The following is a 25,041-nucleotide window of genomic DNA, read 5'->3' as shown; positions in this document are numbered from 1 at the left end:
CGATGGCTTTGGTTGGTGTCAGTTGGGCAAGCTTTGGATAAACCAAGGTTAAAAGTGCTAAGCCTGAAACCTTTGTTGTAGGTACTCGACAAAGGTTTTGATTTGCCCAGGAATGAATTTCGATTGAGCGTACTGAGCAATGACCTTCCCTTGATAGTTTCCGCCTACATGCCAGTCTTTTAGTACTTCGACCACTTCCCCTGCATCTATATATGAGCGAATCGCAAATTCGGGGAAAACCGAGATGCCGACACCGCGAATCACCGCTTCGCGTCTTATTTCGCTGTGGTTGACAGCAAACGATCCGCTGACGTTAATTGATACCTTTTTTAAGTTATGGGTGAAATCCCAGACTCGATCGCGTGGGTTCTCACCCAAACATAAGCAGTTGTGCTGGGCAATGTCGTCAGGGTGAATTGGCATACCATGTTGCTCGATATAGTTGGGACTTGCACATAGGATCAGGCGGCATTCGTCGAGGGTCTTAGCTATCAAGCCTTCGGTTGGTTTGTCGGTAATATGAATAATTACATCGACTTCGTCGCCAATAGGATCAATATAATGGTCTGCAACCTTCAGCTGTAGAGCCACGTTGGGGTATGCATCAATAAAGTCGAGAATCATCGGCATTAATACTTGGCGAGAGAGGGCTTTTGGCGCAGCCACTCGTAAAGATCCAGACACTTCACTTTTGTCAGCTTGCGCGGCAGAAACAGCCATCTTGGCTGAGTTCATCATATCACTACATAAGCTATAGACTCCTTGCCCTGTTGTACTCAGTCGCATTTGACGAGTCGTGCGTTCTAGCAGTTTTTCTTCTAGTGCGTTTTCCAGTCGCGTGATTGAGCGACTGACTGAAGAAGGTGATAACCCAAGCTTCTTAGCCGTTTTAGAAAAGCTACCAGACTCGACCACATTAACGAAGATTGCCATCTCTGAAAGCAGAGGAATAAGTCTATTTGTGTCCATGGTGCAAAAATCCTTTGCAAAATCGCAGTATTGTTTCGTTTAAGTTACTTATGGATACTAAATAAGTCAATGAAAGCGAGACTAATGGAAAGGACCCCATGAAAAAGCTAAGAAGTATTGAAGATATTCAAACCATCTCAAAGTCCGTTGACCACGTACTTACTCTGTTTAGTGGCGGTTTAGATAGTACCTATCTACTGGAGCTGCTGAAAACGTCAAATGTGAAAGTGACCGCCATTGCGATTGATTTAGGTGAAGGGGTTGATGAAGAAAACCTAACACTGATTACCGATCATTATGGTGTTGATCTACGCATAATCGACGCAAAACAGGAGTTTGTAGAGCATAGCCTTGTTTCGGCAATTCAGGCACAGGCGCTTTACCTTGGTGACTACCCGGTTAGTTCGTCGTTATCTCGCCCTATCATTGTCCAAAAAGCGGTGGCTCTAGCTGAAATGCTCGGCTGCGGAGCGATCATTCACACCGCAAACCAATCGCAAAACAGTTTAAGGCGCTTAAATGGTGCTATCGAAGCGAGTGGTTATCAAGGCTTTTACGGCTCGCCGTATGAATACTCAGCATTAACTCGAGAAGAGAAAGCGGCAGAGCTGTTTCACTCAGGCTTAGTTGGCTTTAAGTCACGCAATGTCAGCGGAGATGCAAATCTGTGGTGTCGTGAGTTTGAGTCAGGCGTTCTTGATGATCCTGAAGCCTTCACTTTGTCTGAATCACTGTTTACTTGGTCGCAATGGAACACAGAAAAACAACTCGACAATGACCAAGTAAAAATTGGATTTCGCAAGGGATATCCGGTGACAATCAATGATTTACCGATGCCTCTTGAAGACCTAATTGCTTTCATTAACAACCACGTTGGCGCGTATGAAATCGGTCGATATGTAGGGTTCGACCACCTAGATGAGGATGAAAAAGTCTTAGAGGTGCGAGAAGCACCCGCTGCACACATCCTTATGAAAGCATATAAGTTGTTGGAAACAGCAACGCTACCTACTGATGTTCTCAAAGTAAAAGCAATGCATAACGACATTTGGACCCAAGAAGCTGTTGAAGGCCGATGGGGAAGTTTGTTGCAAAGCTCGAGCTATGCGTTCATCGCCCACACTGCCGAGTCTATCTCTGGCAGTGTTTTATTCAGTCTCTCGCGCGGTCAAGTATTGGCGAGCAGTATCAAAGCTGATAAGCCGAAATACATACGTGATAGAGACCATTGGGAGATTAAAACCGCGAAGCAGAGAAGTCTGCGCAGGTTGGACTCCGTGACTAAAGCCCAAGTTCATCAAATGACCAAATAGAGAGGTCGGTATGGATATAATCAAAACGCCAGTCGATAGACATGCTTCTGTTATTTCACGCCTTTTAGTACAAAACCATTATGTGTTTATCAGTGGCAAGCAGATGACGAATATGCTTTCGACCAACGTCGACGAAGTGATTCGCTTCAAACATTTTTGGAACCAACTAGAGCGAGACCGCTATATGGCGGATGGTGGGACTTATCGTTATCGCCGCTATGGCCAGTTCAATAAGCTTGGCCAAGGACGACAGATAACAATATTGCCCCATGAACCGTATGTTCAGCCTGCCTATATCAACACTCTTAATGGTGATATTGAACGTCACTTTGAACCGTTGACCAGTAAGTTTGTTACCTCTCCGATATTGGAAAAGTTGTTGTTACTGATGAGTGATGTCTACGACGCATCTGAAGGTAAAAAAACAGATTGGAATATTCGTCTTCATCCTTACCGAATTGTGGCTAACCAATCGGAAGTGGGACAACCCACACCGGAAGGGCTGCATAGAGATGGGGTGACCTACATAGCTTCCTTGTTGATCAATAAGGTCAATATGGTCGGTGGAGAAACAACCATCACTGATGACCGACAGCAGACACTAGAGCGGCTTACTCTAGATAAGACACTGGATATCGTCATGGCGGATGATGAAAAAACCATGCACGAAGTATCACCGATAAAACCACTAAACCCAGAAAAATGCGCGTACAGGGACGTACTCGTTATCGCGTTTACAAAAATAGGAGAATAGGATGTCAACGGCTACGGGATTACTAAAAAAAGGAAGTTTTAAGTTTCCGTTAACCGAATCATTGCTGCTGTTAGTAGCGGTATTTTGGGGAACAAGCTACGGCTTAACAAAGAGTGCATTGGTTTACACCAGTGTGCTGGTATTCATTTCGATTCGTTTCTCGATCACTTTTCTATGTATGCTACCTGTAGTGATCCGAGACTTTCGCCGAGGGTTAAATAAAGACTGGAAGATCGCCATACCGACCGGATTTATACTCTCGGCGATTTTTTTCTGTGAAGTGTTTGGGGTCTCACAGACCTCTGCATCGAATGCCGCGTTTTTAATAAGCTTGTCTGTCATCTTGACTGCGTTTGCTGAGCTAATCATTAATAAGAAGCGCGTAAGCAATACGCTTTGGATGCTCACTCTATGTAGTGTAGTAGGGGTGTTGCTGCTGACTAGTAATACGGGTATTGAGTTGTCATTGAATACTGGCGATTACTTTATTTTGGCCGCTGCTTTACTGCGTGCGCTGATGGTCACTTTAACTAAGCGCTTTACGGAAGGAAAAGAAATCACCACCAGTACGTTGACGTCATTGCAGTCGTTGGTGGTTGCCTCGGTCGCGATTGTTTGCGCGGTGACTTACTTACCAGCAGCAGAATTTGTTATTCCAACCAGTACCGAATTTTGGATCACTGTGGCCTACTTGGTACTGTTCTGTACTCTGTTTGCGTTCTATGTGCAAAACTACGCAGTACGCCGCACATCGCCAACGCGAGTTTCACTATTGATGGGCAGTGAACCTTTATTCGGGGCCATATTTGCCATGGTCTGGTTACAAGAATCGCTCAGCGTTGTACAAGTTATCGGGGGGGCTTTGATCTTGTTTAGCGTGGTAGTGACCTCAACTAAAGAAAGTTAACCACGTACTGTCATGTACTCAATTATAAAGCGGGCGATATTGCCCGCTTTTATCGTTTATCGCAGTCACGTTTTTTCTATTTGGCGTTGCCTCCGGTTAATTGCCATGTTTGAATCAGCTTGACTGTAAGTAGGCTCGAAGGTGAAAAATGACCAAACCATTAAACGAATGCATCGTGCCGATGTACCCAACCATTCAAGCTCTGGATGTGGATGCGCTTGAAGCAGGGGAGCACAAATTTTGGTTTGCTGTTGCCACCGATGCGATTGGTCATCCCCAAACCCTTCCTGTTCGAGTGTTTAAAGGTGCTAAACCGGGTAAGCGTATCGTGATCACCGCGGGTGTTCATGGTGATGAGCAAAATGGTATATTAAGCGCGCAGAAAATCGCTCGCGAGCTTGAAGGGCAGGATATTTCAGGTTGTATCACGATTGTTCCTGCTGTGAACTTGTCGGGTATCGTTCGTCATAGCCGAGATTTTCATTCTGCTGCGCCAGACAGCTCATCGGCGAACCTAAACCGAATTTTTCCCGGCAATCCACAAGGGGATGATGCCAGTCGTTATGCTTATAGCCTGTGGGAAAACCTACTCAAACCCAATGCGGACTTAGCCATTGATCTTCATTCTCAAACCAGTGGTAGCGCGTATCCTTTGTATGCTTTTGCTGATTACCGAATTGAGGATGCGATTCGCATGGCGAGGCTTATTAACCCTGACGTTATTCTTAACGACCCTGGTGATCCAGGTATCCTAGAAACCGTTTATAACCGCGCAGGTATTCCATCGATCACCATTGAGGTCGGTGTGGGTCGTTATACTGATTTAGAGATGGTAGAACGTGCCACCGCTGGGGTAGTGAACGTCTTACGTGCCTATCAACTGCTTGCAGGTGACGTGATTACTCCTGAGCAAAACTGTGTTGAGGGTAATAGCATCACCAGTGTTAGAGCTGAGCAAGGCGGATTTGTGATTTGCCACGTTGAGTTAATGCAGCCTGTTGAAACGGGTCAGAAGCTTGCAACGCAATACAACAGTTTTGGTGATGAAATTCAAACCTACTTTTCTCCTACGCAAGGTACGGTGATCAGTCACAATGTTGAATCGGTACGAGCTCCTGGCTCGCTGGTGGTTCGACTGATTCATTAGTCATTGATGGATACCTGACTTCAGCGGTACTGAGTTACACAGCTAACTCAGTGCCAATTTAATCTAAACCAGTTCGACTTCTACATCAGTTTGGGCTTGGCTAGAGCAGGCTAGCGTGTAACCATTGGCAATATCTTCTTCGCTCAAGGTTTCTGTGCTAGTGCGCAAGACCTCGCCTTTGGTCACCTTACATTTGCACGAACCACACATACCGCTGCGACAAGCGATGATGATTGGCACGCCGTTCTCTTCCAATACGTCCGCTAGGGTAGAGCCTTGAGCGACTTCGGTTGCGACGTCAAATGCCGGCACTTCAAATTGAACAACACCACTTGATACGTTTTCCGAATGAGCCTCGATAGGTGTGAAGCTCTCTTGGTGGAATTGCTCAGGATCGACACCCAGCGCTAAGGCATTGCTTTCCATATCTTGCATAAATTGAGTTGGGCCGCAAAGGTAGACAGTGCGCTCAGCAATATCTGGGCTAAGTGTATTTAGCCACTCTTTGTCGAGGCGTCCCTTAGGGTGACGTGTACCACTATTATCTTTGAGCAGTAACTTGAAATCGAAGTTGTCATTGGCAGCATCCATCGATTCTAGCTGATCAAAGTAGATCGTCTTGTCTGCGCTTTTCGCCATATGGATAAAGGTAATATCGATACTCTCTTTATCACGTAGCCAAGTTGAAGCCATCGACATCACAGGGGTGATACCACAGCCTGCACTAAGCAAAACGACCTTTTTCTTTGGTGGGCAATCGACACTATTAAATGGTCCTGTAGGCGCTAATACATCGACAGCGTCGCCTATATTAAATTGGTCGATGACGTGATTCGACACAAGGCCACCGTCAACTCGTTTAATCGTAAGTTTAAGGTGGTCATCGCCGGGCATTGAAGAGAGGGAATAAGCGCGGTATTCCATTTTGCTATTCAGCTCAAAGCCGAGTGATACAAACTGTCCGGGCTTAAAACCACTAAAGTGAAGGTGGCTGCCATCGGCCGCCTCAAGTTTGATGCTAACCGTATCGTCTGTTTCGTTCCATTTATCGACGCAACGCATTTTTGCCGGTTGATTATTTTGCCATTCAATAAACATCGTTTCTCTCGTACAAAAGCGCCCAATACCAAAAGCAAAACACTCTAAGCATCGGGCGTGAGTAGTGAAGGGATTAAGCCGCTAGGATAGTTTTTAGGTCTTCTTCTACGCTGCCAATGCTGCGCATATCGAACTTATCTTGGATTACCTTGATTAAGTTGTCAGTTAAGAACGCAGGAGCTGTTGGACCGGTGTAAATGCCTTTTACGCCTAGAGCAAACAGAGTCAGTAGAATCACGATCGCTTTTTGCTCGAACCAAGATAGAACCAAGGTTAGCGGTAGTTCGTTGATGTCGCAGTCGAACTCTTTAGACAGAGCAAGAGCGAGTTGAATTGCTGAATACGCATCGTTACATTGGCCAACATCAAGAAGACGTGGAATACCGTTGATGTCGCCAAATTGATTCTTGTTGAAACGGAACTTACCACACGCAAGTGTTAGGATGACGCTATCTTCTGGAGCTTGTGCTGTGAAGTCGGTGTAGTAGCTACGCTCTGATTTGTCACCGTCACAACCACCCACGAGGAAGAAGTGTTTGATGTTGCCCGCCTTAACTTGTTCAACCACTGCAGGAGCCGCTTGCATCAGTGCGTTGCGACCAAAGCCGACAGTGATCATCTGTTCGATTTCATCATGTTGGAAGCCGTCTTGCGCAAGTGCACATTCGATCACTTGGCTGAAATCATCACCTTCAATGTGCGCCACACCAGGCCAGCCAACAATGCTGCGAGTAAATAGACGATCGGCGTATTGACCCACGTTAGGGTTAAGCAGACAGTTTGACGTCATCACGATCGCGCCAGGGAAGTTTGCGAACTCTTTTTGCTGGTTTTGCCAAGCGCTACCGTAGTTACCTACTAAGTGAGGGTACTTCTTAAGTTCTGGGTAGCCGTGTGCCGGTAGCATTTCACCGTTAGTGTAAACGTTAATGCCTTTGCCTTCTGTTTGTTGAAGGATCTTTTCTAGGTCGTGCAGGTCATGGCCTGACACTAAGATTGCTTTACCTTTGACTGTCTTGACGTTAACCGCCGTTGGCTCAGGGTGACCAAAGGTCGCCGTTTCACCGTGATCAAGCATCTCCATCACTTTGTAGTTCATTAGGCCGATTTGCATTGAACACTCAAGCAGTGCGTTTAAGTCTTCAGGATCGGTACCTAACCAAGCCATGATGTGGTGATACTCGGCAAAAATATCATCATTCGTTTGTTCAAGAACGCGAGCGTGCTCCATATATGCTGCTGCACCTTTTAGGCCGTAAAGGCAAAGTAGACGTAAACCAATCACATCTTCACTGATCGTTTCGTAGCCACGGTTTACCGCCACTTGTGGAGCATAAGTTAAGATGGCCTCTGCTGTTGCTGGAAGCTCAAAATCAGCGACGCTTGGTGCTTGTTCTAGTTCAACGTTACCCAGTTTCGCCGCCGCAAGTGTTTGCTCTTTTAGGCGCGCTTTAAATTGTGCTGCTTGCGCAGATAGCTCAAGAATACGCTCAGGGTCGAAGTTAACATTGGTCAATGTCGAGAAGAATGCACGTGGTGCCCACTGGTTGATTTGGTCATCGATGATATCGAACTTTTTCGCTTGTTCTGCCCAGTAAGAGACACCTTGTAGCGTGTAAACCAATACATCTTGTAGATCTGAAACTTCAGAAGTTTTACCGCACATACCTTGTGCGAAAGAGCAGCCTTTAACAGTAGGGGTTTGAATTGTCTGTTCACATTGAATACAGAACATAGCGTGTCTCCAGTAGTAATAGTTATTAGTGGGATAGACCCATTAGTATTATTTGAGACTACTAGAGCAGGTTGCGTGCCAGTGTTTAACTTGTTGATTTTTATTGTAATATAATGATTTCGTTTAAGTGGTTAATGTAATAAATACAACGCGTCAGTTGTATTTATTACATCGTGCTGTGGGCAGGTTTAGTTTTCTATCGCAAATTTTTTACCCATTCGATAGAGATTGCCGCGATCCATCTGTAAAAATTCCGCCGCTTTTGACCAAGTTCTATCCGATTTATCAAGAGCATGGATGATTAGGTCTTTTTGATATTCTTCGACCAAGGAGCGCATACCTTGACTTTGGTGAGGAAAATACTTTGATGTGCTTTTAACATCGTGCTGTTTGGTGGCAGGATCAAAATGTTCGATGTGGATAATATGCTCGTTAGCTTGAATTGCTCTAAGCGCTGCTCTAGTTAAGGTATGTTCCAGTTCACGTATGTTGCCGGGCCAGCGTTGGTTCTCCAACTGAACTAACGCTTTAGGATGCAGGTGCAGGTTTGGAATATTGAACTGACTGCGAACTTTTTCTAATAAATAACCAGCTAGCACTGGAATGTCACCTTCACGCTTGCGCAGCGGAGGAACGGAAATAGGGAACACATTGAGGCGATGGTAAAGGTCGGCGCGGAAGGTTCCTTCTTCGACTTCTCTTTCTAAGTTACGGTTTGTCGCAGCAACGATTCGTACGTTAACCAAGAGGTGCTTATCACTGCCGACTCTCTGTAATTCACCTTGCTGAATCACGCGCAGTAACTTAGCTTGTAAAAGGAGCGGGAGTTCTCCCAGTTCGTCTAAGAATATGGTACCGCCATCGGCTAATTCAAACTTACCTGCGCGTGAGCTATTTGCGCCAGTAAAAGCCCCTTTGACGTGACCGAACAATTCACTTTCTGCCAGTCCTTCAGGCAGCGCCGCACAGTTAACGTAGATCATTGGCTTGTTATTACGATGAGATTGCGCGTGGACACTGTGAGCAACTAACTCTTTACCCACGCCAGTTTCGCCGGTGATCAGTACCGCGTAGTCAGACTGGGCAACGGTGGCGATGTTATTGCGCAGTTGGTTAATCTGCGCGCTGAGTCCAACCATCTCGCCTTCTTTCGAGCGAGCTTGTTGGATAAGTGTTTCGGTTACATGTTTCTGCTTTTTGTTTTGCGCTTTCAGCACTTTGATTTGGCCGATATTACGCAAGGTAGCGGCCGCCAGAGCAGCAAAGGTTTCAATGGTGACGGGCTCAATGGCATCAAAGGCTCCGACGGTCATTGAATCAAGCGTCAGTATCCCAACCAACTGACCATCGACGTGTAGGCTACAACCTAAACAATCATGAACATCTAATTCGGCTTCTTCACTGAGTAGGACGCCACTAAACGGATCCGGCAGCTCACAGTTGGCGTCAAACCGCACAGGTTGTTTACTTTGCATTATGGCTTCAAGCCGAGGATGAGTTTTTGGAAAAAAACGTCGGCCAAGTACACTACTTGATAGCCCTTTCACCGCAACAGGGGTTAAGAAGCCGTCTTCATCAAAAATAAACAACGCACTCGCATCACAGGGAAAGACCTGATCAATTCCATCAATCAGATGTTGATACTGTTTTTCACTGGTTAGATTCGAGCTTAAGTTCAGTGCGATATCAAGCAGCACTTTGTTCATATTCTGGTGCATTGAAGAAGCCTTGCGGTCGAGGGTTGCAGGCATCCTAACAAGCGGTTGTCATTATTACATCGCACTAAAGGGTATAAACGCCATACGCTTGATTTGGGTCAAGAAGTGTACGAGCTAACGAGTTTTGAACTGCTGCCGATATTGGTTTGGCGATACCCCAACCATGCGTCTAAAGTGGTGGCGTAGTGTTGTTGCATTCTCAAACCCAGCGAGGCTCGCAAGTCGCTCGATAGAATGATTGTCACCTTCAAGTAGTCCTTTCGCACGTTCGATTCGCTGTTGAATCAGCCACTCTTTTGGTGATAAATCAAAACTGGCGCGAAATTTACGATCAAAGGTGCGGCGCGACATATTGGCTTTGGCCGCTAGCGCATCCACATTGATACTCTTATCCAAATTTTGGTTTGCCCAATCTAAAGCATCAGAGAATTGGTTCGGCACTTCTAATATTGGCGTTTCGACGAACTGCGCTTGCCCACCTTGCCGATGTGCAGATACCACTAAACGTTTCGCTACTTGGTTAGCGACGTTATAGCCATAGTCTTGACGAATTACGGCTAAGCCAAGATCTAAGGCAGACGCGCTACCAGCAGAGCAACCAATATTGCCATCAAAAACGTACAGGACATCAGATTGATAGTGAATAGTTGGAAACTGTTCGCGAAAGGCTTTTTCATACATCCAGTGTGTTGTGGCGGTTTTTCCATCAAGTAAACCTAACTTAGCGGGTAAGAAGGCCCCAGAACATAATGTCAGTAACCGTTTACCTGCAGAGATGAAATTGGATACTTCACGTTCAATGATAACTGGGATGGGGTAGTCCCAGGTTGGCCAACCGGGAATAATCAGAGTGTCATAGCTCTCAAGGCTCTCGGTGTATTGAGTCGACATCACAATACCACCAGTCGTGGTGACTGTTTTATCTTCCATATTGATTACGTCAGTTTGATACCAGTCCTCAAATTCAGGTCTAGGCAGAGCAAACAGTTCGACGGCACACGACATCTCGAACAGCGTAACGTGCGAGTGAGCAAGAATAGCGACACGATTCATTTTCCGATCCTTGGTTGAATACAATGCTGGCTTAATATTAACGAACCTTGTCTATTAAGCCAATTTTCGTGGTTAAGTTTCGCTTGCATAATGAACCTTGTTCACTAAGACAAGGAGATAGAACATGGGAAGTGCAGTATCAAGAGTCGCAGCCGCAAATAGCCAAGAGGCACTAGCGCATTTTGAATCATTACTGAAATTTGAAACTGATTGCTGGGATGTTCACCACGCCCTAACCAATGGTTTGCAAGACTTTGTGCTGGTGGATGTGCGTGGCGAAAGCCTATTTGAACAAGGCCATGTGGACGGTGCGATCAATATTCCTCATCCAAGGCTCAACGAAAAGAGCTTGGCTGAATTTCCTCAAGATACGTTGTTTGTTGTCTATTGCGCAGGTCCACATTGCAACGGTACGGAAAAGGCGGCTATTCGACTGGCAAAATTAGGTCGACCAGTGAAGAAGATGATTGGTGGAGTAACGGGCTGGTTAGATGAAGGGTTCGAATTGAAGCAAGAATTCGATGTATGCAAAAAACGCATAGCCTAATTGATTAAATGTCATTTGAGTCATTGCGTGGAGATCTCTACACTTCGCGCTCTTTTTCACTACATGCTGAGATATAGAACTATGTTTTCTCAATCACTTTTTGCTCAGCTGATGAGAATGACCTTATTGCTCGTGCTATCGCTTGTTGTGGTTCACAACTCTCCTAAGCTGTTGGATTTGTTAGCACAACAAGCAATCAATAGCGGCTGTCACCAGACAACAGGTGATGGACACGATCATTCTCACCACCATCATCACTAAGGTTACCTGATGAGCATTTTTCGATTTCCAATCATTGTTTGGCTAGGGATCGCCATCTTAATTACCTGTCTGGGTATCAGACAATCTTTTGGCATTTTCATGATGCCGATTTCGGACCACTTCCAAACGGGGCGTGAGTTCTTTAGCTTTGCGATTGCATTACAGAACCTTTTGTTTGGTGTCTTCCAGCCATTTGTTGGTATGGCTGCTGACCGATTTGGCGCTAAGCGTATCATCATTATGGGTGCTATCGCATACGGGGTAGGCTTATACCTAACATCTATCGCGGTAGAGCCAAGCATGTTGTACCTATCACTGGGCGTGTTAGTAGGTCTTGGTCTAAGTGCGACAAGCTATGTGATTGTTCTTGGCGCAGTCGCGAAAGTTGTTCCTGCTGAACATGCAGCGAAAGCGTTCGGATTGACTACAGCTGCTGGTTCATTTGGCATGTTCGCGATGATCCCAGGGGCGCAAACCATGTTGTCTGAATTTGGTTGGCAAGGTGCATTGCAAGGCTTTGCAATTCTTTGTTCGACTATGATTGCCTTTGCACTGTTTATGCGTTCGCCTAAGCCGTCAGAATCTAGTGCAGCAGCGCAAGGTGCGGAGCAACAACAAACGCTTAAGCAGGCGTTAAAAGAGGCATTTAGCCACAAAGGTTACTGGCTTATTCATGCGGGTTTCTTTGTATGTGGCTTCCATGTGATGTTTATTGCGACGCACTTACCAAGTTACTTAGCTGATAAAAACTTGTCGGCACAGACTGCGGCAATGGCGTTAGCTTATGTGGGTATCTTTAATATCTTTGGCTCGTACTTCTGGGGCGTGATGGGTGATAGGTACAGTAAACGCCACGTGATGTCTGCTCTATACCTGATGCGTACGGTTGTGATTGGTGCTTTTGTCACGCTACCAGTAACGGAGCATACTGCTGCTATCTTTGGTGGTGCGATTGGTTTCTGTTGGCTCGGTACAGTGCCGTTAACATCAGGCTTAGTTCGTCAGATCTTCGGCGCGAAGTACTTATCGACCTTGTATGGTTTGGTATTCTTTACTCACCAAGTTGGCAGCTTCCTAGGTGCTTGGGCAGGCGGTCGTATTTATGACTACTATGGCTCATACGATCCAATCTGGTGGTCGACGGTTGTACTGGCATTTGCTGCAGCCTTAATTCATTTACCGATTAACGATCAACCAGTTCGCCGCTTGGCCACGGCGTAATACGGCATAATATTGTTCTAATCGATGAGCTATCTGCTCCTGTCATCTCGTATTAGTTAAACAAGAGTTTTAGTTTATCGACGAATGAGAGGAGCAGATTTTGCCAACAACAACGGGACTGTATTGGTTTACCAATGATTTGAGAGTGTCAGATAACGACTTGCTGCATCAAGCCAGTGAAGAGGTTGACGTTCTTATTTGTTTATACTGTTTGCCCACTCTTACCCCCTTTCTTTGCGATTTCTCGCTTCAGCATCAACTTGGTGCACCCAAACAAAGGTTTGTGGCTCAGTCAGCCCATGACCTTAACGTCTCTTTGCAGCGCTTAGGTCAACAACTGTGGCTATTCGAATCTGAGCCAACTTCTATTCTTGATCAGCTAATTCGTCAGCACAAGGTGACGCATTTTTATTGTTCCCACACTGCGGGCAGTGATGAGCAACAGGTGATCTTGGACATCGGAGCACAGTTTCCTAACCTAAATGTGACCCAGCGTAGCGTTGGTTCACTGTTTCAGTTGGCGGAATTGCCGTTTGATATAAAAGACTTGCCTAGCACATTCACTCAGTTTCGAAAGAAAGTTGAGTCGCTCACTTATGCTAAGCCGAAGACTGTGAGATCACTACCCAGAAAGCTCGAGTTAACGCTCACTTCACTGTCGATTACATCGTTAGAATCATTGCAGTATGACGACTTTATAGGCGGCGAGAGTGCTGGGAAAAACCATTGCGATCGCTATTTCTCGACTCATTTAGCCAGTAAGTATAAACAAACTCGCAACGGTTTAGATGGAATGAATTATTCAACCAAATTCTCTCCTTGGCTCGCGTTAGGCTGTTTGTCTCCTCATTATATCCTGCAGAGACTGAGCACTTATGAGCGTCAACATGGAGCCAACGATTCAACCTATTGGATCTATTTTGAGTTGCTGTGGCGAGAGTATTTTTATTGGTACGGCAGAAAGTACCAAAATCGATTGTTTTGTTTTAACGGAATTACTGAGCAAACACCAAGTGGTTCTTTCGATAAACAGCGCTTTGAAGCCTGGGTACACGGCGAGACACCTTATCCGATAGTGAATGCTTGTATGAAACAGCTTAAACGAACCGGATATATGTCGAATCGAGGAAGACAGTTAGTCGCAAGTTGCTTGATTCATGAATTGGCTCTAGATTGGCGTTACGGTGCTGCTTATTTTGAAAGCCAACTGATCGATTACGATGTTGGCTCTAACTGGGGCAACTGGCAGTACCTTGCTGGTGTTGGAGCGGATCCACGTTCATCACGCCAGTTCAATTTGCAAAAGCAAACCGAGATTTATGACCCTGATGGTCGGTTCATTCGCAAGTGGACTTAAGAAGACGGCGAGGACAATTGATGAACTACAAAACACTTCGTCTAATCCTTGGTGATCAGCTCAATCACAACCATTCTTGGTTCTCTAATATTGATGAGTCGGTACTGTATGTGATCGCCGAGCTTCCCCAAGAGGCTGAGTATGTGCGCCACCATGGCCAAAAGATTTGCGCTTTTTTTGCAGCTATGCAGAGTTTCGCCTGTGAGCTTAGAGAAAATGGCCACCAAGTTCTGCACTTGAAGCTCGATGACACAGCAGAGTTTGAAAACCTAAACGAGTTGATATTGAGCTTAGTGAAGCAATACTGCGTTGGTAAGTTCGAATACCAACTCCCAGATGAATATCGACTGCAACAACAACTCGGCTCATTGACGCTGACACGATGCCAGATATCGACCATTGATAGCGAACACTTCTTGTTACCTCGTGAGCAGTTCAGTGAACATTTTGCAAAAGGTAAGCATGTGATGATGGAGCACTTTTATCGCCGCATGCGTAAACGTTTTAATATATTGATGGAAGGTAACAAGCCGCTTGGAGGAAAGTGGAACTACGACGCTAATAATCGCAATAAACTAAAACCCGCTGATGTCGCCGGTTTACCCATGCCGCTGATGTTTGAGAACAACGTCACTGAGTTTATCGCTAGGTTAGACCGGCATAATGTTCAAACCATTGGAAGTGTCAGTGAACGTTTACTTTGGCCGATAAACCGTAATCAGAGCTTGTCGTTGTTGGCTCACTTTTGCCGAGTATGTTTACCCAACTTTGGTCGTTTTCAAGATGCAATGACTGACCAACACCCATCTCAGTGGAGCCTGTATCACAGTCGTTTGGCTTTTTCTCTCAATAGCAAAATGTTGAGCCCATTAGAGGTGATTAATGCGGCGCTGTCTGCTTATGAGAATAACCCTGACATCGATATTTCTCAGGTTGAAGGGTTCGTCAGGCAAATCCTTGGCTGGCGAGAGTATATCCGTGCGGTTTACTGGACCAACATGCCGGAATACGCTGAAAAAAATCACTTATCCGTAAGCAATGCACTGCCAAAGTTCTTTTGGACTGGGAAAACACAAATGAACTGTATGCAGCGTGCTATCGGCCAATCCTTAGAATATGGGTATGCTCATCACATACAACGCTTAATGATTACTGGTAACTTTTGCTTAATTGCGGAGGTGAACCCAGATCAAGTCGATGAATGGTATCTGGGTATATACGTTGATGCGATAGAGTGGGTCGAGATGCCAAATACCCGAGGGATGGCGCTGTTTGCTGATGGCGGCATTGTTGGTACTAAACCTTATGCGGCTAGTGGAGCTTATGTTCACCGAATGAGTGATTACTGTAAAAGTTGTCGCTATGACCAAAAGCGTAAAAGTGGCCGTGGCTCATGTCCGTTGAACAGCCTATATTGGCGATTTATGGTCAAACACCGAGATCGCCTCTCTCAGAACCCAAGAGTTGGTGTGATTTATCGATCTTGGGATGCTATGGATGTCGATGGTCAGCGAGCGGTGTTAGATACTGCTCAATCCTATTTGAACAATCTTGATGAGCTTTAGTCGAACGCAGTAAAAATCTCCGCGAAATTGCATGATTATTTCTTTAAAAGATAGGTATTTACATTATGATGAATGCCTACTTTGTTACCAAATGAAAATAAATATGCTTGCTGAATGGATGACTCCAGAAGCATTGATTGCGGCCTTGCTCATTTTTCTAGGCTCTTTTGTTCAGACTGCAATCGGCTTTGGATTGGCAATTGTTGCCGCACCACTTTTGTTTCTGGTTTCTCCAGATTATGTACCAGCGCCGATTTGTCTTGTCGCGTTGTTTATTTCCATTCTTAATGCGATGAGGCATCGCGATAGTGTTGAGATTGGCGGGCTGAAAATGGCAATTATCGGGCGAGTTCCTGGCTCGATTGCTGGTGGCGTGCTGCTAGTTATGGTCTCAACTGACTTGCTGGCTCTATGGCTGGGCGCGTTGGTGCTGTTTGCTGTTATCGTAAGTCTACTGCCGTTTCGTATTGAACCGACGCCAGCGCGCATGACGGTAGCCGGGTTTTTCTCTGGTTTCTTTGGGACCAGTTCGGGGATTGGTGGCCCGCCGATGGCGCTACTCTTGCAACATCAAGAAGCGAATCAGCTGCGTGGTAATTTATCCGCATTCTTTGTTTTCAGTTCGATGATCTCGTTGATCATTCAGATGCCGGCTGGCTTTTTAACTATGCACCACGTGTGGATTACCGTTCCTTTAATTCCTGCGGCTTGGTTGGGGTATAAACTGGCAAGGCTTACTACACAGACATTACCTAAAGAGAAGATCCGTATTGGTGCGCTGCTGCTTTGTTCGATAAGCGGAGCAACCGCAGTGTGGCAAGGTCTGCAATAAATTTGGATATATTCATCTTACGTTAAGGAAAGATCATGATACTGGAAGTCACAATCTTAGATGTAAAGCCAAACCTAGAGACAGAGTTTGAACATAATTTTGCAAAGGCACAGAAGATTATTTCGAGTATGAAAGGCTATGTGTCGCATCAGCTACAACGCTGTATTGAAAACCCAAGCCGCTATATTTTGTTAGTAAACTGGGAAACACTAGAAGATCACGAGCAGGGTTTTAGGCAGTCTGCTGAGTATCAGGAATGGAAGGCTCTTTTACACCATTTTTACGATCCATTCCCAACTGTAGAGCATTATAAGCCGGCCTACAGTTAGACTTTGATAGGAGAAATAGAGTGCTTAGAGTTCTCGGTAATATAATTTGGTTTTTGTGTGGTGGCGTGATCATGGGGCTAGCTTGGTGGCTAGTTGGCTTGATTTGCTTTATCAGTATTATCGGTATTCCTTGGGGACGAGCGTGTTTCGTGATTGGTAACTTCTCTTTCTTCCCGTTTGGTCAAGAAGTCGTTAGTCGTGATGAGTTAACCAAAGAGATGGATATTGGTACCAGTCCACTTGGGACGATAGGTAACATTGTTTGGTTCATACTGGCTGGTATTTGGCTTGCGATTGGCCATATCATGTCTGCTGTTGCATGTTTTATTACCATCATCGGTATTCCATTCGCGCTACAGCATTTGAAATTGGCGTACATTTCATTGGCACCCATTGGTAAAACAGTGGTGTCGAAGGAAGAAGCGGCTATCGCGCGCTACAGTAAGTAATTTAAAAGTATATAAAAGCCCGCTTGGAGCGATCTAAGCGGGCTTTTTTGTATCAATTTAGTAGGCCTTAATACCAAATGCTTTTAGCCGCGTAGGTAGCACATCATCCAATTGGGATACTTCTTCTGGCAGAACTTCAATTAAGGCGAAGTTGTGTTGCTCATAGATTTGTCGAATGGTCTGTCGCTCGGTTTCAGGTACCTCTCCGCTATCACTGCCCCAATATTGCAAATAGACTTTCCCGCTTGATAGGTAGAAATCGCTCAATACATCTTGTTCGATCGGAAGTTGTCTATCGTATGCGTGGACGATGCCATTCATATACAGCCAATTGTCGATGATGAGTTCCCCTTTGGAACGAACATAATGGCCGTCTAAGGTGCGGTGCTTCGCTTCAAACTTTTGTCTGAAGCTAGAGATGGACTTGTCGGTAGCATGTGCTTCGGCATCTTGTCCTGAGAACTCGACCACAGATTGGCGTAATCGCTTGTTACGCACAATAGAGTCATGCCAAACAGCGAACTTTTGACCACTCTCTTTGTCTTCGCGTTGGTAGCCGCCAACAGTAAGCCCAGAGGGACTGACATGCCAACCATCTTCGGTTTTTTCTATCCAGCCGAGTTCTTGCAGTAGTTGGTTGATCTTCTTTGCGTTTAAAGAGAAGCGTTGGCCAATTTGAGTGGCACTTAGCGTTTTACCGCTGGTGGCATCAGTATCGATCAGCAGGTTCTCAGGCCAAACAATAAATTGACCAAACTTGGTGTGATGAACGTATTCGCCGCCAAACTTACTGCCTAGTTCGGTAAGCACCCAGCCGTCTTCGCCACGATTAATGTAACCAGCGATTTTTAACTTGTTGAAGAGTTCTTTTGCTTCTAGGCAACGCAGCTTGGCTAAAGCCGTGGTCGAGATTTTGTCAGACATGGATACCTCCGATTCAATATCGATATTGTTGAAGCAAAGGCCAATTTAATCAAGCAGATGAGTGCAAATATTGGAGAGGTGTAGATCCAGTTTACTGCTTGATGACAACCTGTACTTCACGCTTGGAAGGTATTTAACACCACCTGGTTTCGGCCTAATCCTTTTGCTTGATAAAGTGCTTTATCAGCTCGACCAATCGAGATGTGTTGGCTATCTTGGTTGAGTGTAATACCGATACTGACGGTGTATTGCACAGGAACATCATCACAAATAAGCTTTGATTGCTCGACTAAGCGTCTAAACATTTCGCATTGCTCATACGCATCATTTTCATCATTAGCTCTAAACAGCACACAGAACTCTTCTCCGCCAAAGCGTGCCACACTCAATGAGCTGGGTTTTGGAAAGCACTTCTTCATTAAGTCTGCAGTGTGGATGATCACCTGGTCGCCAACCAAATGACCTAAGCTATCGTTAATTCGTTTGAAGTGATCAATATCAATGATTGCTAAGTAAACGTCTTCTTTGTCTATGTGCTTATCAAGCTTTTCTCTCAGTGTGAGTTTGTTATCTAAGTGAGTCATAACATCTTTACTGCGCAGCTTTTTGTGCAGCAGTAAATTGGTTAGCGCCACTTCTGAGTAATCGCGGATCATACGTAAAATGCTGCGATAGGTCGGAAAGGTAGTTTTCATGTAGATAACCCCAATCAGACTCTCTTTATCGAACAGTGGAATGGTGTAGTGGCGTGAGTTAATCTGCAGCTTTTTCGCTAGAGGATCGGCGTATCGCTTCCCCGTGTAGATTAAGGAGCTTGGTGAAAAGTGTTTAGCAAGGTCGCGATCTCTGAGGATGATATTGGTGTTGCCATGATAGTCGACGGTCGAGAAGTGTCCGTAATCAGCATCATAAAAGCAGAGCTGGACACCTTTATGGTGGCAGAAGCGATCTAAGATCTCTCTTAAGTTGTGTTTAAAGTCGACCAGCTCTTCTTTATTGTTAAGTTCGGCCAAACTAGTGTTTAGCTGATAGGTTAAGTAGTTGATGACAATCGCCAAAAACAGAAGTGACGCAATAACGATGGCAGTCAATGAGAACTGATAAGAAGAAGAGAGAATATCTGAGCGATCTGTGCCTGAGATGAACACCCACTTGTATGGGTTATCACCATCATAGACAGACATTTTGAACTGGCCTTTGTAGTAGTACTCATACTTGCCAAACAGCAAGCCGTGGTTGATTTGTTCACTGATCCCGGCGTGGTAGCTGACTGAAGGAGTACCTATTCGGTTAGGATCTGGATGGAAGACGAGTCTGCCAGTGGTGCTATCCACGACGAAAACGTAACCCTCATTTAATGTACGTAGCCCACGTAAACTTTGCGTGGTGTACTTTAAGTCGAACTCCAACCAAATTTCGTTAGCGTTGTTTTGGGTATATTTGACCGCAAAGACCCACTCTTTGGGGGCTTTTTGATAGATGGATGATACGGCTAAATTTTTAGTGATACCATCGAGAGGGCGCCAAGTAATATCAGGATTTTTTTCAGCTTCAGTGGAGTGGAGTCGCGCAGAACGATATTGATTCGTTTCACGATTGATATAAATAATGTCACTGTATGCGGGTGTGTATTTTAATATCTGTTTGGCGATAGAGTCGAACTCTGAAAGTGAAGATGCGCTGTCCAACAAATAGAGTTTACTTGAAGCCGCTTCAACTTGGGAAAAGATAAGCTCAGAACCAGTTTTGAGATTGGAATAGGATTGTTGATAAGCGATGTGTTCTGATTTATTGAGCTGTTGATAGGCTGCGTAAATCATTCCTATCAAAAGCAGTATGATACACGGCATGAGCGTGCGAATAAGAAACTTGGGTAAAGCCATTGTGTGCCAACTGATTGATCAGAAAGTATTGTAATTATGCGCCGTATAGTAAACTGATGTCGCAAGCACATCAATGCATATTAATCTAGCGAATGGGCTTTCTTTATTCATAAATTGAGTGATATATCACCATATCACTCAATTTTGTGAAGTTAGGCGTTGGCGAAAAAGATCGCTAATGAAGATGGAGCAACAAGAACTTGTTTGTTGTCGATGGTTTTATGCAGCTCGTGATCATCGGTATTACAGATCATTGTCCACTCTTTACCTTCTGAGGTAGGCAGAGTAAAGCGCGCGGGAGCATTGGTTTGGTTGATGCAGTAAAACAGCTCACTACCTTGCTTACCAATCCCTAGGTGCAATGCGACAGAACTTAAGCGATTCCAGTCATCATGTTCCATGAAGCTACCATCAATTCTGCGCCAGAATATACGGTTGTTATTGCGACTTTCGCCACTGAACGCGCGAATAAATGGCACCATAAATTCTTGACGAGCTTTGACCATCTCGGCCAACCAAGCTTTAAACGTCTCTTTCGATTCTGAATTAGACCAGTCTAACCAGCTGAGTTCATTATCTTGGCAGTAGGCGTTGTTATTACCTTGCTGACTATGAGAAAGAACATCTGCAGTCAAGATATGTGGAATACCAAAAGCAAAAAGCAGACTCGCCATAAAATTTCGTTTTTGCTTTTCACGTTTTTCTAAAATAACGGGGTTTTCCGTTGCTCCTTCAATACCATAGTTATCTGAGCGATTATCGCCATGGCCGTCGCGGTTTTGTTCTCCATTTGCTTCGTTATGTTTATGCTTGTAAGAAACTAAATCTTGCATGCAGAAGCCATCATGATAAGTGATGTAATTGACAGTAAGCTTATAAGGCCAATTTGCTGCGCTATAGAGATCGCGAGAGCCCATTATTCGAGTCGCAAACTCTTTTAGGAAGCCTTGATCACCACGCCAGAAACTACGTGTTATATCGCGTAGACGGTCATTACACTCGTTCCAGCCAAACGGGAAGTTACCCACTTGATAACCATTTGGACCGATATCCCAAGGCTCTGCAATTAATTTAACTTCACGTAGAGTTGGGTCTTGCGCCACGGCTTTAAAGAACGCTGATTCAGGACTAAAGTGCTCACCATGTCGGCCTAGAGTAGCCGCTAAGTCAAAACGGAAGCCGTCGACTTTATATTCATGAACCCAGTAGCGAAGTGTATCCATCACGAGGTTTAGTGAAGGTTGGTATGAAAGATCAACCGTATTACCACAACCCGTATAGTTAGCGTAATGTTCGCCATGTTTGATGTAGTAATGATCGTCTAGAGCTTTTAAGTTGAAGATCGGGCCATCAGCACCTCCCTCCGCAGTGTGGTTGTAGACGACGTCGAAAATAACTTCGATGCCGTGGCGGTGGAGTTCGCGAATCGCAGTTTTTAGCTCGGTGACCGCATCTTTCTCTGCATACCTTGGGTCTGGCACCATAAACAGGTAAGGGTTGTAGCCCCAGTAGTTTACCTTGTCCATTGTAAGTAGGTGAGGCTCATGCATACACGCTGCAACAGGCAACAATTGTAGTGTATTGATGTTCTGTTGTTTGTAAAACTTAAGCATTGCAGGGCTGACAAGGCCAAGGTAGCACCCTCGTTCTTGTGCCGGGACTTCTGGGTTGCGCTTTGAAATGCCTTTTACATGAGTCTCAAATAAGACCATCTCTTCACGAGGACGGTTCGGTTTCTTTACTCCTTGCCAATCAAAACGATCATCTACGACGACACACTTTGCCAAGCTAAAGCTGGTTTCATTGTCAAAAGGGAGAGTGTAGTGAAGCGGTTTGTCGAGTGCTTTGGCATAGGGGTCAGCAATAAGGAGTGGTTTGCCGTTTTCCTCAACAACATAAGCGTATTTCTGGCCAGCTTTAATATTTGGCAAATAGGTGAATCGAACGCCTGCGTATTCTTGCTCTAATGGGAAGGTTTTGAATTCTCCATTATCGTCAAAAATAGCGAGTTGGATGTCTTTAGCCTTTGGAGCGAATATGGAAAAGTTACATCCATGACTATCTGGTGTGGCACCCAAAGGGTAGGGACGAGAGCACTGCATCATTATGGCTTACTAATAATTTAATTTATTACTTTAGCTTTAGTTAATAGGTTTGCTAACAGTAGGTCAAGCACCATTCTAAAAAAGAATAACTGTAATTTTGTTTCACTAATTTGATGTCATTTATATAAATAGTGAGCTGCTTGGCATTTTGATCGAATTAATTTTCCTCAGGCGTTCGAACTCACCCCTATTATTGTGATTTAGTGCTTAAAAACAACGTGCTGTATATTTTCTCATCCCTTCTCATCCCCCTAAATTATTTCTCATCTGGAGGAGTCAGTTTTTCTACTCCCCAGTTAATCTGGCTGCAGTTGAAACAGAGAGGGACTAAGTCATGAGCCCTAGTCCCGCCTTACCTCTCTTTAAGCACCACTCTGTTACTGCCTTACAGAATGGACCGAAAAGAGAGCAAAAAAATAAAAATCTCTAAATGGAGTTAATAATGAAAAAAGTAAGTGTAATAGCTGCTGCAGTGGCCGCGACTTTAGCTGCAGGTTCAGCTTTCGCCGTGGATTTTAATGGCTACTTCCGTGCTGGTACTGGTATTAGTGGTAATGGTGATTCTGATCTGGCAGTCAACAAAGCAGGTGTTGGTCGTCTAGGTAATGAAAACGACAACTACTATGAGTTTGGCTTTGCTGAAGAGCTGAAAACAGGTGATCAAACTTGGCGCGTAGAGTCGATGATTGCACAGGGTAACGATGGTGCAAGCGGTTGGGAAGATGGCGACTTCAACGTTGCTCAGTTCGCGGTTAAAGCAAAAGGTTTAATTGCGGCTGATAAAGACGCAACAATGTGGGCGGGTAAGACATACTACCAACGTAAAGATATCCACATCACTGACTTTTACTATCTAAACACGTCAGGTACTGGTGGTGGTATCGAAAACCTATCGATTGGTGAACAAAAGCTTTCTCTAGCTTTAGTTCAAGACGGTGAAGATAGTAACGGATCTGGCTATATTTTTGATGCGCGCCTAGCGAACATCGGTTTATGGTCGGATGCTTCACTAGAGTTGGCACTTGCGTATAACTTTGCGACAGAAAAAGATGGTAAGAACTACGACGGTGACGATGGCGTTCTTGCGACAGCGATTGTTCATCAAGGTATGAGCAATGGTTTTAACCAGACTGTATTCCAATATGGTACAGCGGGTTACGGTGTTCAAGCGGCTAATTTCTGGGGTGCAGGTACTTACTACGATCGTTCAGGCGCTCATAATGACGCGACGGGTTTCCGTATTATTAACTGGGGTGTAATGAATCTTGGTGAAAGCTGGGAAATGGGTCATCAGCTAGCGTATCTAGCAGGTTCTGATATCGGCGGTACTGACAAAAATGGCAACATCACAGGTCAAAAACTTAATATCGACCAGTACTCTGTTGTTGTTCGCCCAATGTACAAGTGGAACGATACAATGCGCACTGTCTTTGAAGCGGGTTACAACGCAGGTGAGAAGATTGCGGAAAACGGTGTAGATAAAGAAGATTTCGGTAATACTAAACTGACTGTTGCTCAAGCATGGGCAATGGGTGACAGCTTCTGGGCTCGTCCTGAACTACGTGTTTATGGTTCATACATTACTGATACTGAAAACGACGATGCATTTGGTACTGGCGAAGATTCTGAGTATGTAGTAGGTATTCAGGTTGAGGCTTGGTGGTAATAGGCGGATTACTGTCCTAATCATCTAGTCTATAACTCTTTAGCCGGCCCTGAACAGCCGGCTATTTTCCTAAGTATTTACTGGTAGGGTTTGATTTTTAGAGGTTGGCCTTCCTTCAAGTTCTTAGCAAAATAATAAAAGGACAAACTATGTATTTACGTGCCCTCGTTCTTAGTAGCTGTGTTGCGTTAACGGCTTGCCAAACTGCCCCGATTCCTGAACATGTTCAGCTATCTCAATCTGAACAAGTGAGTTCTATTTCCAATTTGCAGTCTGTCGTAATGAAGCTGCCAAGCTCTGCAACGGTAGAGATAACTGACAATTCTCAACATTTTAAAGGTATTGGCATTGATAGCCCGGTTGCCGTTTTTGAGTTGCCAGCAAACCGCGGCGAGTTTTCGATTGAAATCACTAGCCAGATCGGTGATACGGCATTCTCTCCAAGAGCTGTTATTGTCGATAAATCGGGTAAGGTGCTCGAAACCTACGACAAGAACCACTTTGTTTATGAGAAACCACGCTTAAATTTAGGTAATCGTCTGGTCGCTGATTTTGACTTTTTCCCACCGACGGGAACTGAATCGGTATATTTAGTGGTTTACAGTGATGATTCTGAATTAGGCAAGTTTACTAATGTCATTCACCCTGCGCGATTGGATGCAGAAGGTCGCGGTAACTATTTACCTGAAGTCAAAGACATCGCTATTCCAAACGCGTTGGTGGGTAAAATAGAAGTTTCCATTGATCGTGTCAGTTTGTTTTCACTCTCTAGGCCGACAACAGATGATGCACCACTTAAGCCGTCATTAGCGTCCACTCCAGAAGTTATTCAGCCTGAGACACAAACCTATTATCACAACGCGATCACTGCCGCAGTGAAATCGAATGATTTAGACAAAGCTTTGGCTCTACTTGAAGAAGCAAAAGCATTAAAAATTGATGATGCCCAACAAGTGTTTATTAAAGCAGTCAATGCTCAATAACGTATGAAAAATGTGGAATATTGAGTCGTGAAATTGATTTGTTGCGACTCATATTCTAGGAAAGTTCCAATAAAATAATAAAAACGTGACATGTATCACTTTTTGTTTTTGATGCAAATATGGCTTTAAAAATCATAGATAATTCATATGGTTAAAAAATACTGATATTTTTGCTGATTGGGTTATTTTGCGAAATAACCACCAATAAGCACTTGGTTGCACTTC

General features: G+C 44.7%; 22 protein-coding genes. 14 read left to right on the top strand and 8 right to left on the bottom strand.

The annotated features are described in order from the left end of the window. Positions 1-57 precede the first annotated feature (57 nt). Complete coding sequence (locus ACU01J_RS09970; RefSeq protein WP_481085562.1) at positions 58-969, bottom strand: LysR family transcriptional regulator; 912 nt, start codon at positions 967-969, stop codon at positions 58-60. A gap of 98 nt (positions 970-1,067) precedes the next feature. Between ACU01J_RS09970 and ACU01J_RS09965 the strand changes: the two genes are divergently transcribed. The 4 genes from ACU01J_RS09965 (at position 1,068) to ACU01J_RS09950 (ending at position 5,090) form a co-directional block, all read left to right on the top strand. Continuing rightward, on the top strand, positions 1,068-2,282 hold the full coding sequence (locus tag ACU01J_RS09965; RefSeq protein WP_481085561.1) for an argininosuccinate synthase-related protein: 1,215 nt from the start codon (positions 1,068-1,070) through the stop codon (positions 2,280-2,282). 10 nt (positions 2,283-2,292) lie between these two features. Further along, positions 2,293-3,036, top strand: coding sequence for a 2OG-Fe dioxygenase family protein (locus ACU01J_RS09960; RefSeq protein WP_481085560.1), 744 nt, complete (start codon positions 2,293-2,295; stop codon positions 3,034-3,036). Position 3,037: 1 nt separating this feature from the next. After that, positions 3,038-3,943, top strand: a complete 906-nt coding sequence (locus ACU01J_RS09955) for a DMT family transporter (protein WP_481085559.1) — start codon at positions 3,038-3,040, stop codon at positions 3,941-3,943. A gap of 148 nt (positions 3,944-4,091) precedes the next feature. After that, positions 4,092-5,090, top strand: coding sequence for a succinylglutamate desuccinylase/aspartoacylase family protein (locus tag ACU01J_RS09950; protein ID WP_481085558.1), 999 nt, complete (start codon positions 4,092-4,094; stop codon positions 5,088-5,090). Between the two features lie 63 nt (positions 5,091-5,153). Here the strand turns inward: ACU01J_RS09950 and ACU01J_RS09945 are convergent, their stop codons facing one another. The 4 genes from ACU01J_RS09945 to ACU01J_RS09930 all read right to left on the bottom strand — a co-directional run bounded on the left by ACU01J_RS09945 (position 5,154) and on the right by ACU01J_RS09930 (position 10,694). After that, on the bottom strand, positions 5,154-6,188 hold the full coding sequence (locus tag ACU01J_RS09945) for an FAD-binding oxidoreductase (protein WP_481085557.1): 1,035 nt from the start codon (positions 6,186-6,188) through the stop codon (positions 5,154-5,156). A gap of 73 nt (positions 6,189-6,261) precedes the next feature. Next, positions 6,262-7,923 carry a hydroxylamine reductase gene (gene hcp / locus ACU01J_RS09940; RefSeq protein ID WP_481085556.1) on the bottom strand — a complete coding sequence of 554 codons (1,662 nt, stop codon included), beginning with the start codon at positions 7,921-7,923 and terminating at the stop codon, positions 6,262-6,264. A 188-nt stretch (positions 7,924-8,111) separates the two neighbouring features. After that, positions 8,112-9,641, bottom strand: a complete 1,530-nt coding sequence (norR, locus tag ACU01J_RS09935; protein WP_481085555.1) for a nitric oxide reductase transcriptional regulator NorR — start codon at positions 9,639-9,641, stop codon at positions 8,112-8,114. Between the two features lie 114 nt (positions 9,642-9,755). After that, complete coding sequence (locus ACU01J_RS09930; protein ID WP_481085554.1) at positions 9,756-10,694, bottom strand: helix-turn-helix domain-containing protein; 939 nt, start codon at positions 10,692-10,694, stop codon at positions 9,756-9,758. 124 nt (positions 10,695-10,818) lie between these two features. Here ACU01J_RS09930 and ACU01J_RS09925 point away from each other — a divergent pair, with 124 nt between their 5' ends. The 8 genes from ACU01J_RS09925 to ACU01J_RS09890 all read left to right on the top strand — a co-directional run bounded on the left by ACU01J_RS09925 (position 10,819) and on the right by ACU01J_RS09890 (position 17,255). After that, positions 10,819-11,241 (top strand): rhodanese-like domain-containing protein, encoded by a 423-nt coding sequence (locus tag ACU01J_RS09925; RefSeq protein WP_481085553.1) that lies wholly within the window; start codon positions 10,819-10,821, stop codon positions 11,239-11,241. Positions 11,242-11,322: 81 nt separating this feature from the next. After that, complete coding sequence (locus tag ACU01J_RS09920; RefSeq protein WP_481085552.1) at positions 11,323-11,502, top strand: hypothetical protein; 180 nt, start codon at positions 11,323-11,325, stop codon at positions 11,500-11,502. A gap of 9 nt (positions 11,503-11,511) precedes the next feature. Next, positions 11,512-12,723 carry an MFS transporter gene (locus ACU01J_RS09915; protein WP_481085551.1) on the top strand — a complete coding sequence of 404 codons (1,212 nt, stop codon included), beginning with the start codon at positions 11,512-11,514 and terminating at the stop codon, positions 12,721-12,723. 100 nt (positions 12,724-12,823) lie between these two features. Further along, a complete protein-coding gene (locus tag ACU01J_RS09910) occupies positions 12,824-14,080 on the top strand; it encodes a DASH family cryptochrome (protein ID WP_481085550.1) in 1,257 nt (418 codons plus the stop codon). Positions 14,081-14,100: 20 nt separating this feature from the next. Continuing rightward, entirely contained in the window at positions 14,101-15,645 is a 1,545-nt protein-coding gene (locus tag ACU01J_RS09905) for a cryptochrome/photolyase family protein (RefSeq protein ID WP_481085549.1), read from the top strand. Between the two features lie 103 nt (positions 15,646-15,748). Continuing rightward, positions 15,749-16,477 (top strand): sulfite exporter TauE/SafE family protein, encoded by a 729-nt coding sequence (locus ACU01J_RS09900; protein WP_481085690.1) that lies wholly within the window; start codon positions 15,749-15,751, stop codon positions 16,475-16,477. A 35-nt stretch (positions 16,478-16,512) separates the two neighbouring features. Then, entirely contained in the window at positions 16,513-16,806 is a 294-nt protein-coding gene (locus ACU01J_RS09895; protein WP_481085548.1) for an antibiotic biosynthesis monooxygenase family protein, read from the top strand. A 20-nt stretch (positions 16,807-16,826) separates the two neighbouring features. After that, on the top strand, positions 16,827-17,255 hold the full coding sequence (locus tag ACU01J_RS09890) for a YccF domain-containing protein (RefSeq protein ID WP_481085547.1): 429 nt from the start codon (positions 16,827-16,829) through the stop codon (positions 17,253-17,255). Positions 17,256-17,312: 57 nt separating this feature from the next. On the opposite strand, the gene ACU01J_RS09885 is transcribed toward ACU01J_RS09890, so the two are convergent. The 3 genes from ACU01J_RS09885 to glgX all read right to left on the bottom strand — a co-directional run bounded on the left by ACU01J_RS09885 (position 17,313) and on the right by glgX (position 22,164). Continuing rightward, the gene (locus ACU01J_RS09885) at positions 17,313-18,179 is read right to left on the bottom strand and encodes a glycerol kinase (protein WP_481085546.1); all 867 of its coding nucleotides are present in this window, start codon (positions 18,177-18,179) and stop codon (positions 17,313-17,315) included. A 116-nt stretch (positions 18,180-18,295) separates the two neighbouring features. Then, the gene (locus ACU01J_RS09880) at positions 18,296-19,999 is read right to left on the bottom strand and encodes a sensor domain-containing diguanylate cyclase (RefSeq protein ID WP_481085545.1); all 1,704 of its coding nucleotides are present in this window, start codon (positions 19,997-19,999) and stop codon (positions 18,296-18,298) included. Positions 20,000-20,214: 215 nt separating this feature from the next. Then, a complete protein-coding gene (glgX, locus tag ACU01J_RS09875) occupies positions 20,215-22,164 on the bottom strand; it encodes a glycogen debranching protein GlgX (protein WP_481085689.1) in 1,950 nt (649 codons plus the stop codon). Between the two features lie 445 nt (positions 22,165-22,609). On the opposite strand from glgX, the gene lamB reads away from it, so the two are divergent. Next, positions 22,610-23,833 carry a maltoporin LamB gene (gene lamB, locus ACU01J_RS09870; RefSeq protein ID WP_481085544.1) on the top strand — a complete coding sequence of 408 codons (1,224 nt, stop codon included), beginning with the start codon at positions 22,610-22,612 and terminating at the stop codon, positions 23,831-23,833. Positions 23,834-23,982: 149 nt separating this feature from the next. Continuing rightward, positions 23,983-24,816, top strand: coding sequence for a MalM family protein (locus ACU01J_RS09865; protein WP_481085543.1), 834 nt, complete (start codon positions 23,983-23,985; stop codon positions 24,814-24,816). Positions 24,817-25,041 lie beyond the last annotated feature (225 nt).

The organism is Vibrio sp. 2433-A1 (assembly GCF_056726085.1).
This window is presented reverse-complemented; position numbering and strand designations above follow the sequence as displayed.

Coding starts and splice junctions, on each gene's coding strand:
- ACU01J_RS09970 (WP_481085562.1), bottom strand. CDS start 969: ATGGACACAAATAGACTTATTCCTCTGCTTTCAGAGATGGCAATCTTC.
- ACU01J_RS09965 (WP_481085561.1), top strand. CDS start 1,068: ATGAAAAAGCTAAGAAGTATTGAAGATATTCAAACCATCTCAAAGTCC.
- ACU01J_RS09960 (WP_481085560.1), top strand. CDS start 2,293: ATGGATATAATCAAAACGCCAGTCGATAGACATGCTTCTGTTATTTCA.
- ACU01J_RS09955 (WP_481085559.1), top strand. CDS start 3,038: ATGTCAACGGCTACGGGATTACTAAAAAAAGGAAGTTTTAAGTTTCCG.
- ACU01J_RS09950 (WP_481085558.1), top strand. CDS start 4,092: ATGACCAAACCATTAAACGAATGCATCGTGCCGATGTACCCAACCATT.
- ACU01J_RS09945 (WP_481085557.1), bottom strand. CDS start 6,188: ATGTTTATTGAATGGCAAAATAATCAACCGGCAAAAATGCGTTGCGTC.
- hcp (WP_481085556.1), bottom strand. CDS start 7,923: ATGTTCTGTATTCAATGTGAACAGACAATTCAAACCCCTACTGTTAAA.
- norR (WP_481085555.1), bottom strand. CDS start 9,641: ATGCACCAGAATATGAACAAAGTGCTGCTTGATATCGCACTGAACTTA.
- ACU01J_RS09930 (WP_481085554.1), bottom strand. CDS start 10,694: ATGAATCGTGTCGCTATTCTTGCTCACTCGCACGTTACGCTGTTCGAG.
- ACU01J_RS09925 (WP_481085553.1), top strand. CDS start 10,819: ATGGGAAGTGCAGTATCAAGAGTCGCAGCCGCAAATAGCCAAGAGGCA.
- ACU01J_RS09920 (WP_481085552.1), top strand. CDS start 11,323: ATGTTTTCTCAATCACTTTTTGCTCAGCTGATGAGAATGACCTTATTG.
- ACU01J_RS09915 (WP_481085551.1), top strand. CDS start 11,512: ATGAGCATTTTTCGATTTCCAATCATTGTTTGGCTAGGGATCGCCATC.
- ACU01J_RS09905 (WP_481085549.1), top strand. CDS start 14,101: ATGAACTACAAAACACTTCGTCTAATCCTTGGTGATCAGCTCAATCAC.
- ACU01J_RS09900 (WP_481085690.1), top strand. CDS start 15,749: ATGCTTGCTGAATGGATGACTCCAGAAGCATTGATTGCGGCCTTGCTC.
- ACU01J_RS09895 (WP_481085548.1), top strand. CDS start 16,513: ATGATACTGGAAGTCACAATCTTAGATGTAAAGCCAAACCTAGAGACA.
- ACU01J_RS09885 (WP_481085546.1), bottom strand. CDS start 18,179: ATGTCTGACAAAATCTCGACCACGGCTTTAGCCAAGCTGCGTTGCCTA.
- ACU01J_RS09880 (WP_481085545.1), bottom strand. CDS start 19,999: ATGATTTACGCAGCCTATCAACAGCTCAATAAATCAGAACACATCGCT.
- glgX (WP_481085689.1), bottom strand. CDS start 22,164: ATGCAGTGCTCTCGTCCCTACCCTTTGGGTGCCACACCAGATAGTCAT.
- lamB (WP_481085544.1), top strand. CDS start 22,610: ATGAAAAAAGTAAGTGTAATAGCTGCTGCAGTGGCCGCGACTTTAGCT.
- ACU01J_RS09865 (WP_481085543.1), top strand. CDS start 23,983: ATGTATTTACGTGCCCTCGTTCTTAGTAGCTGTGTTGCGTTAACGGCT.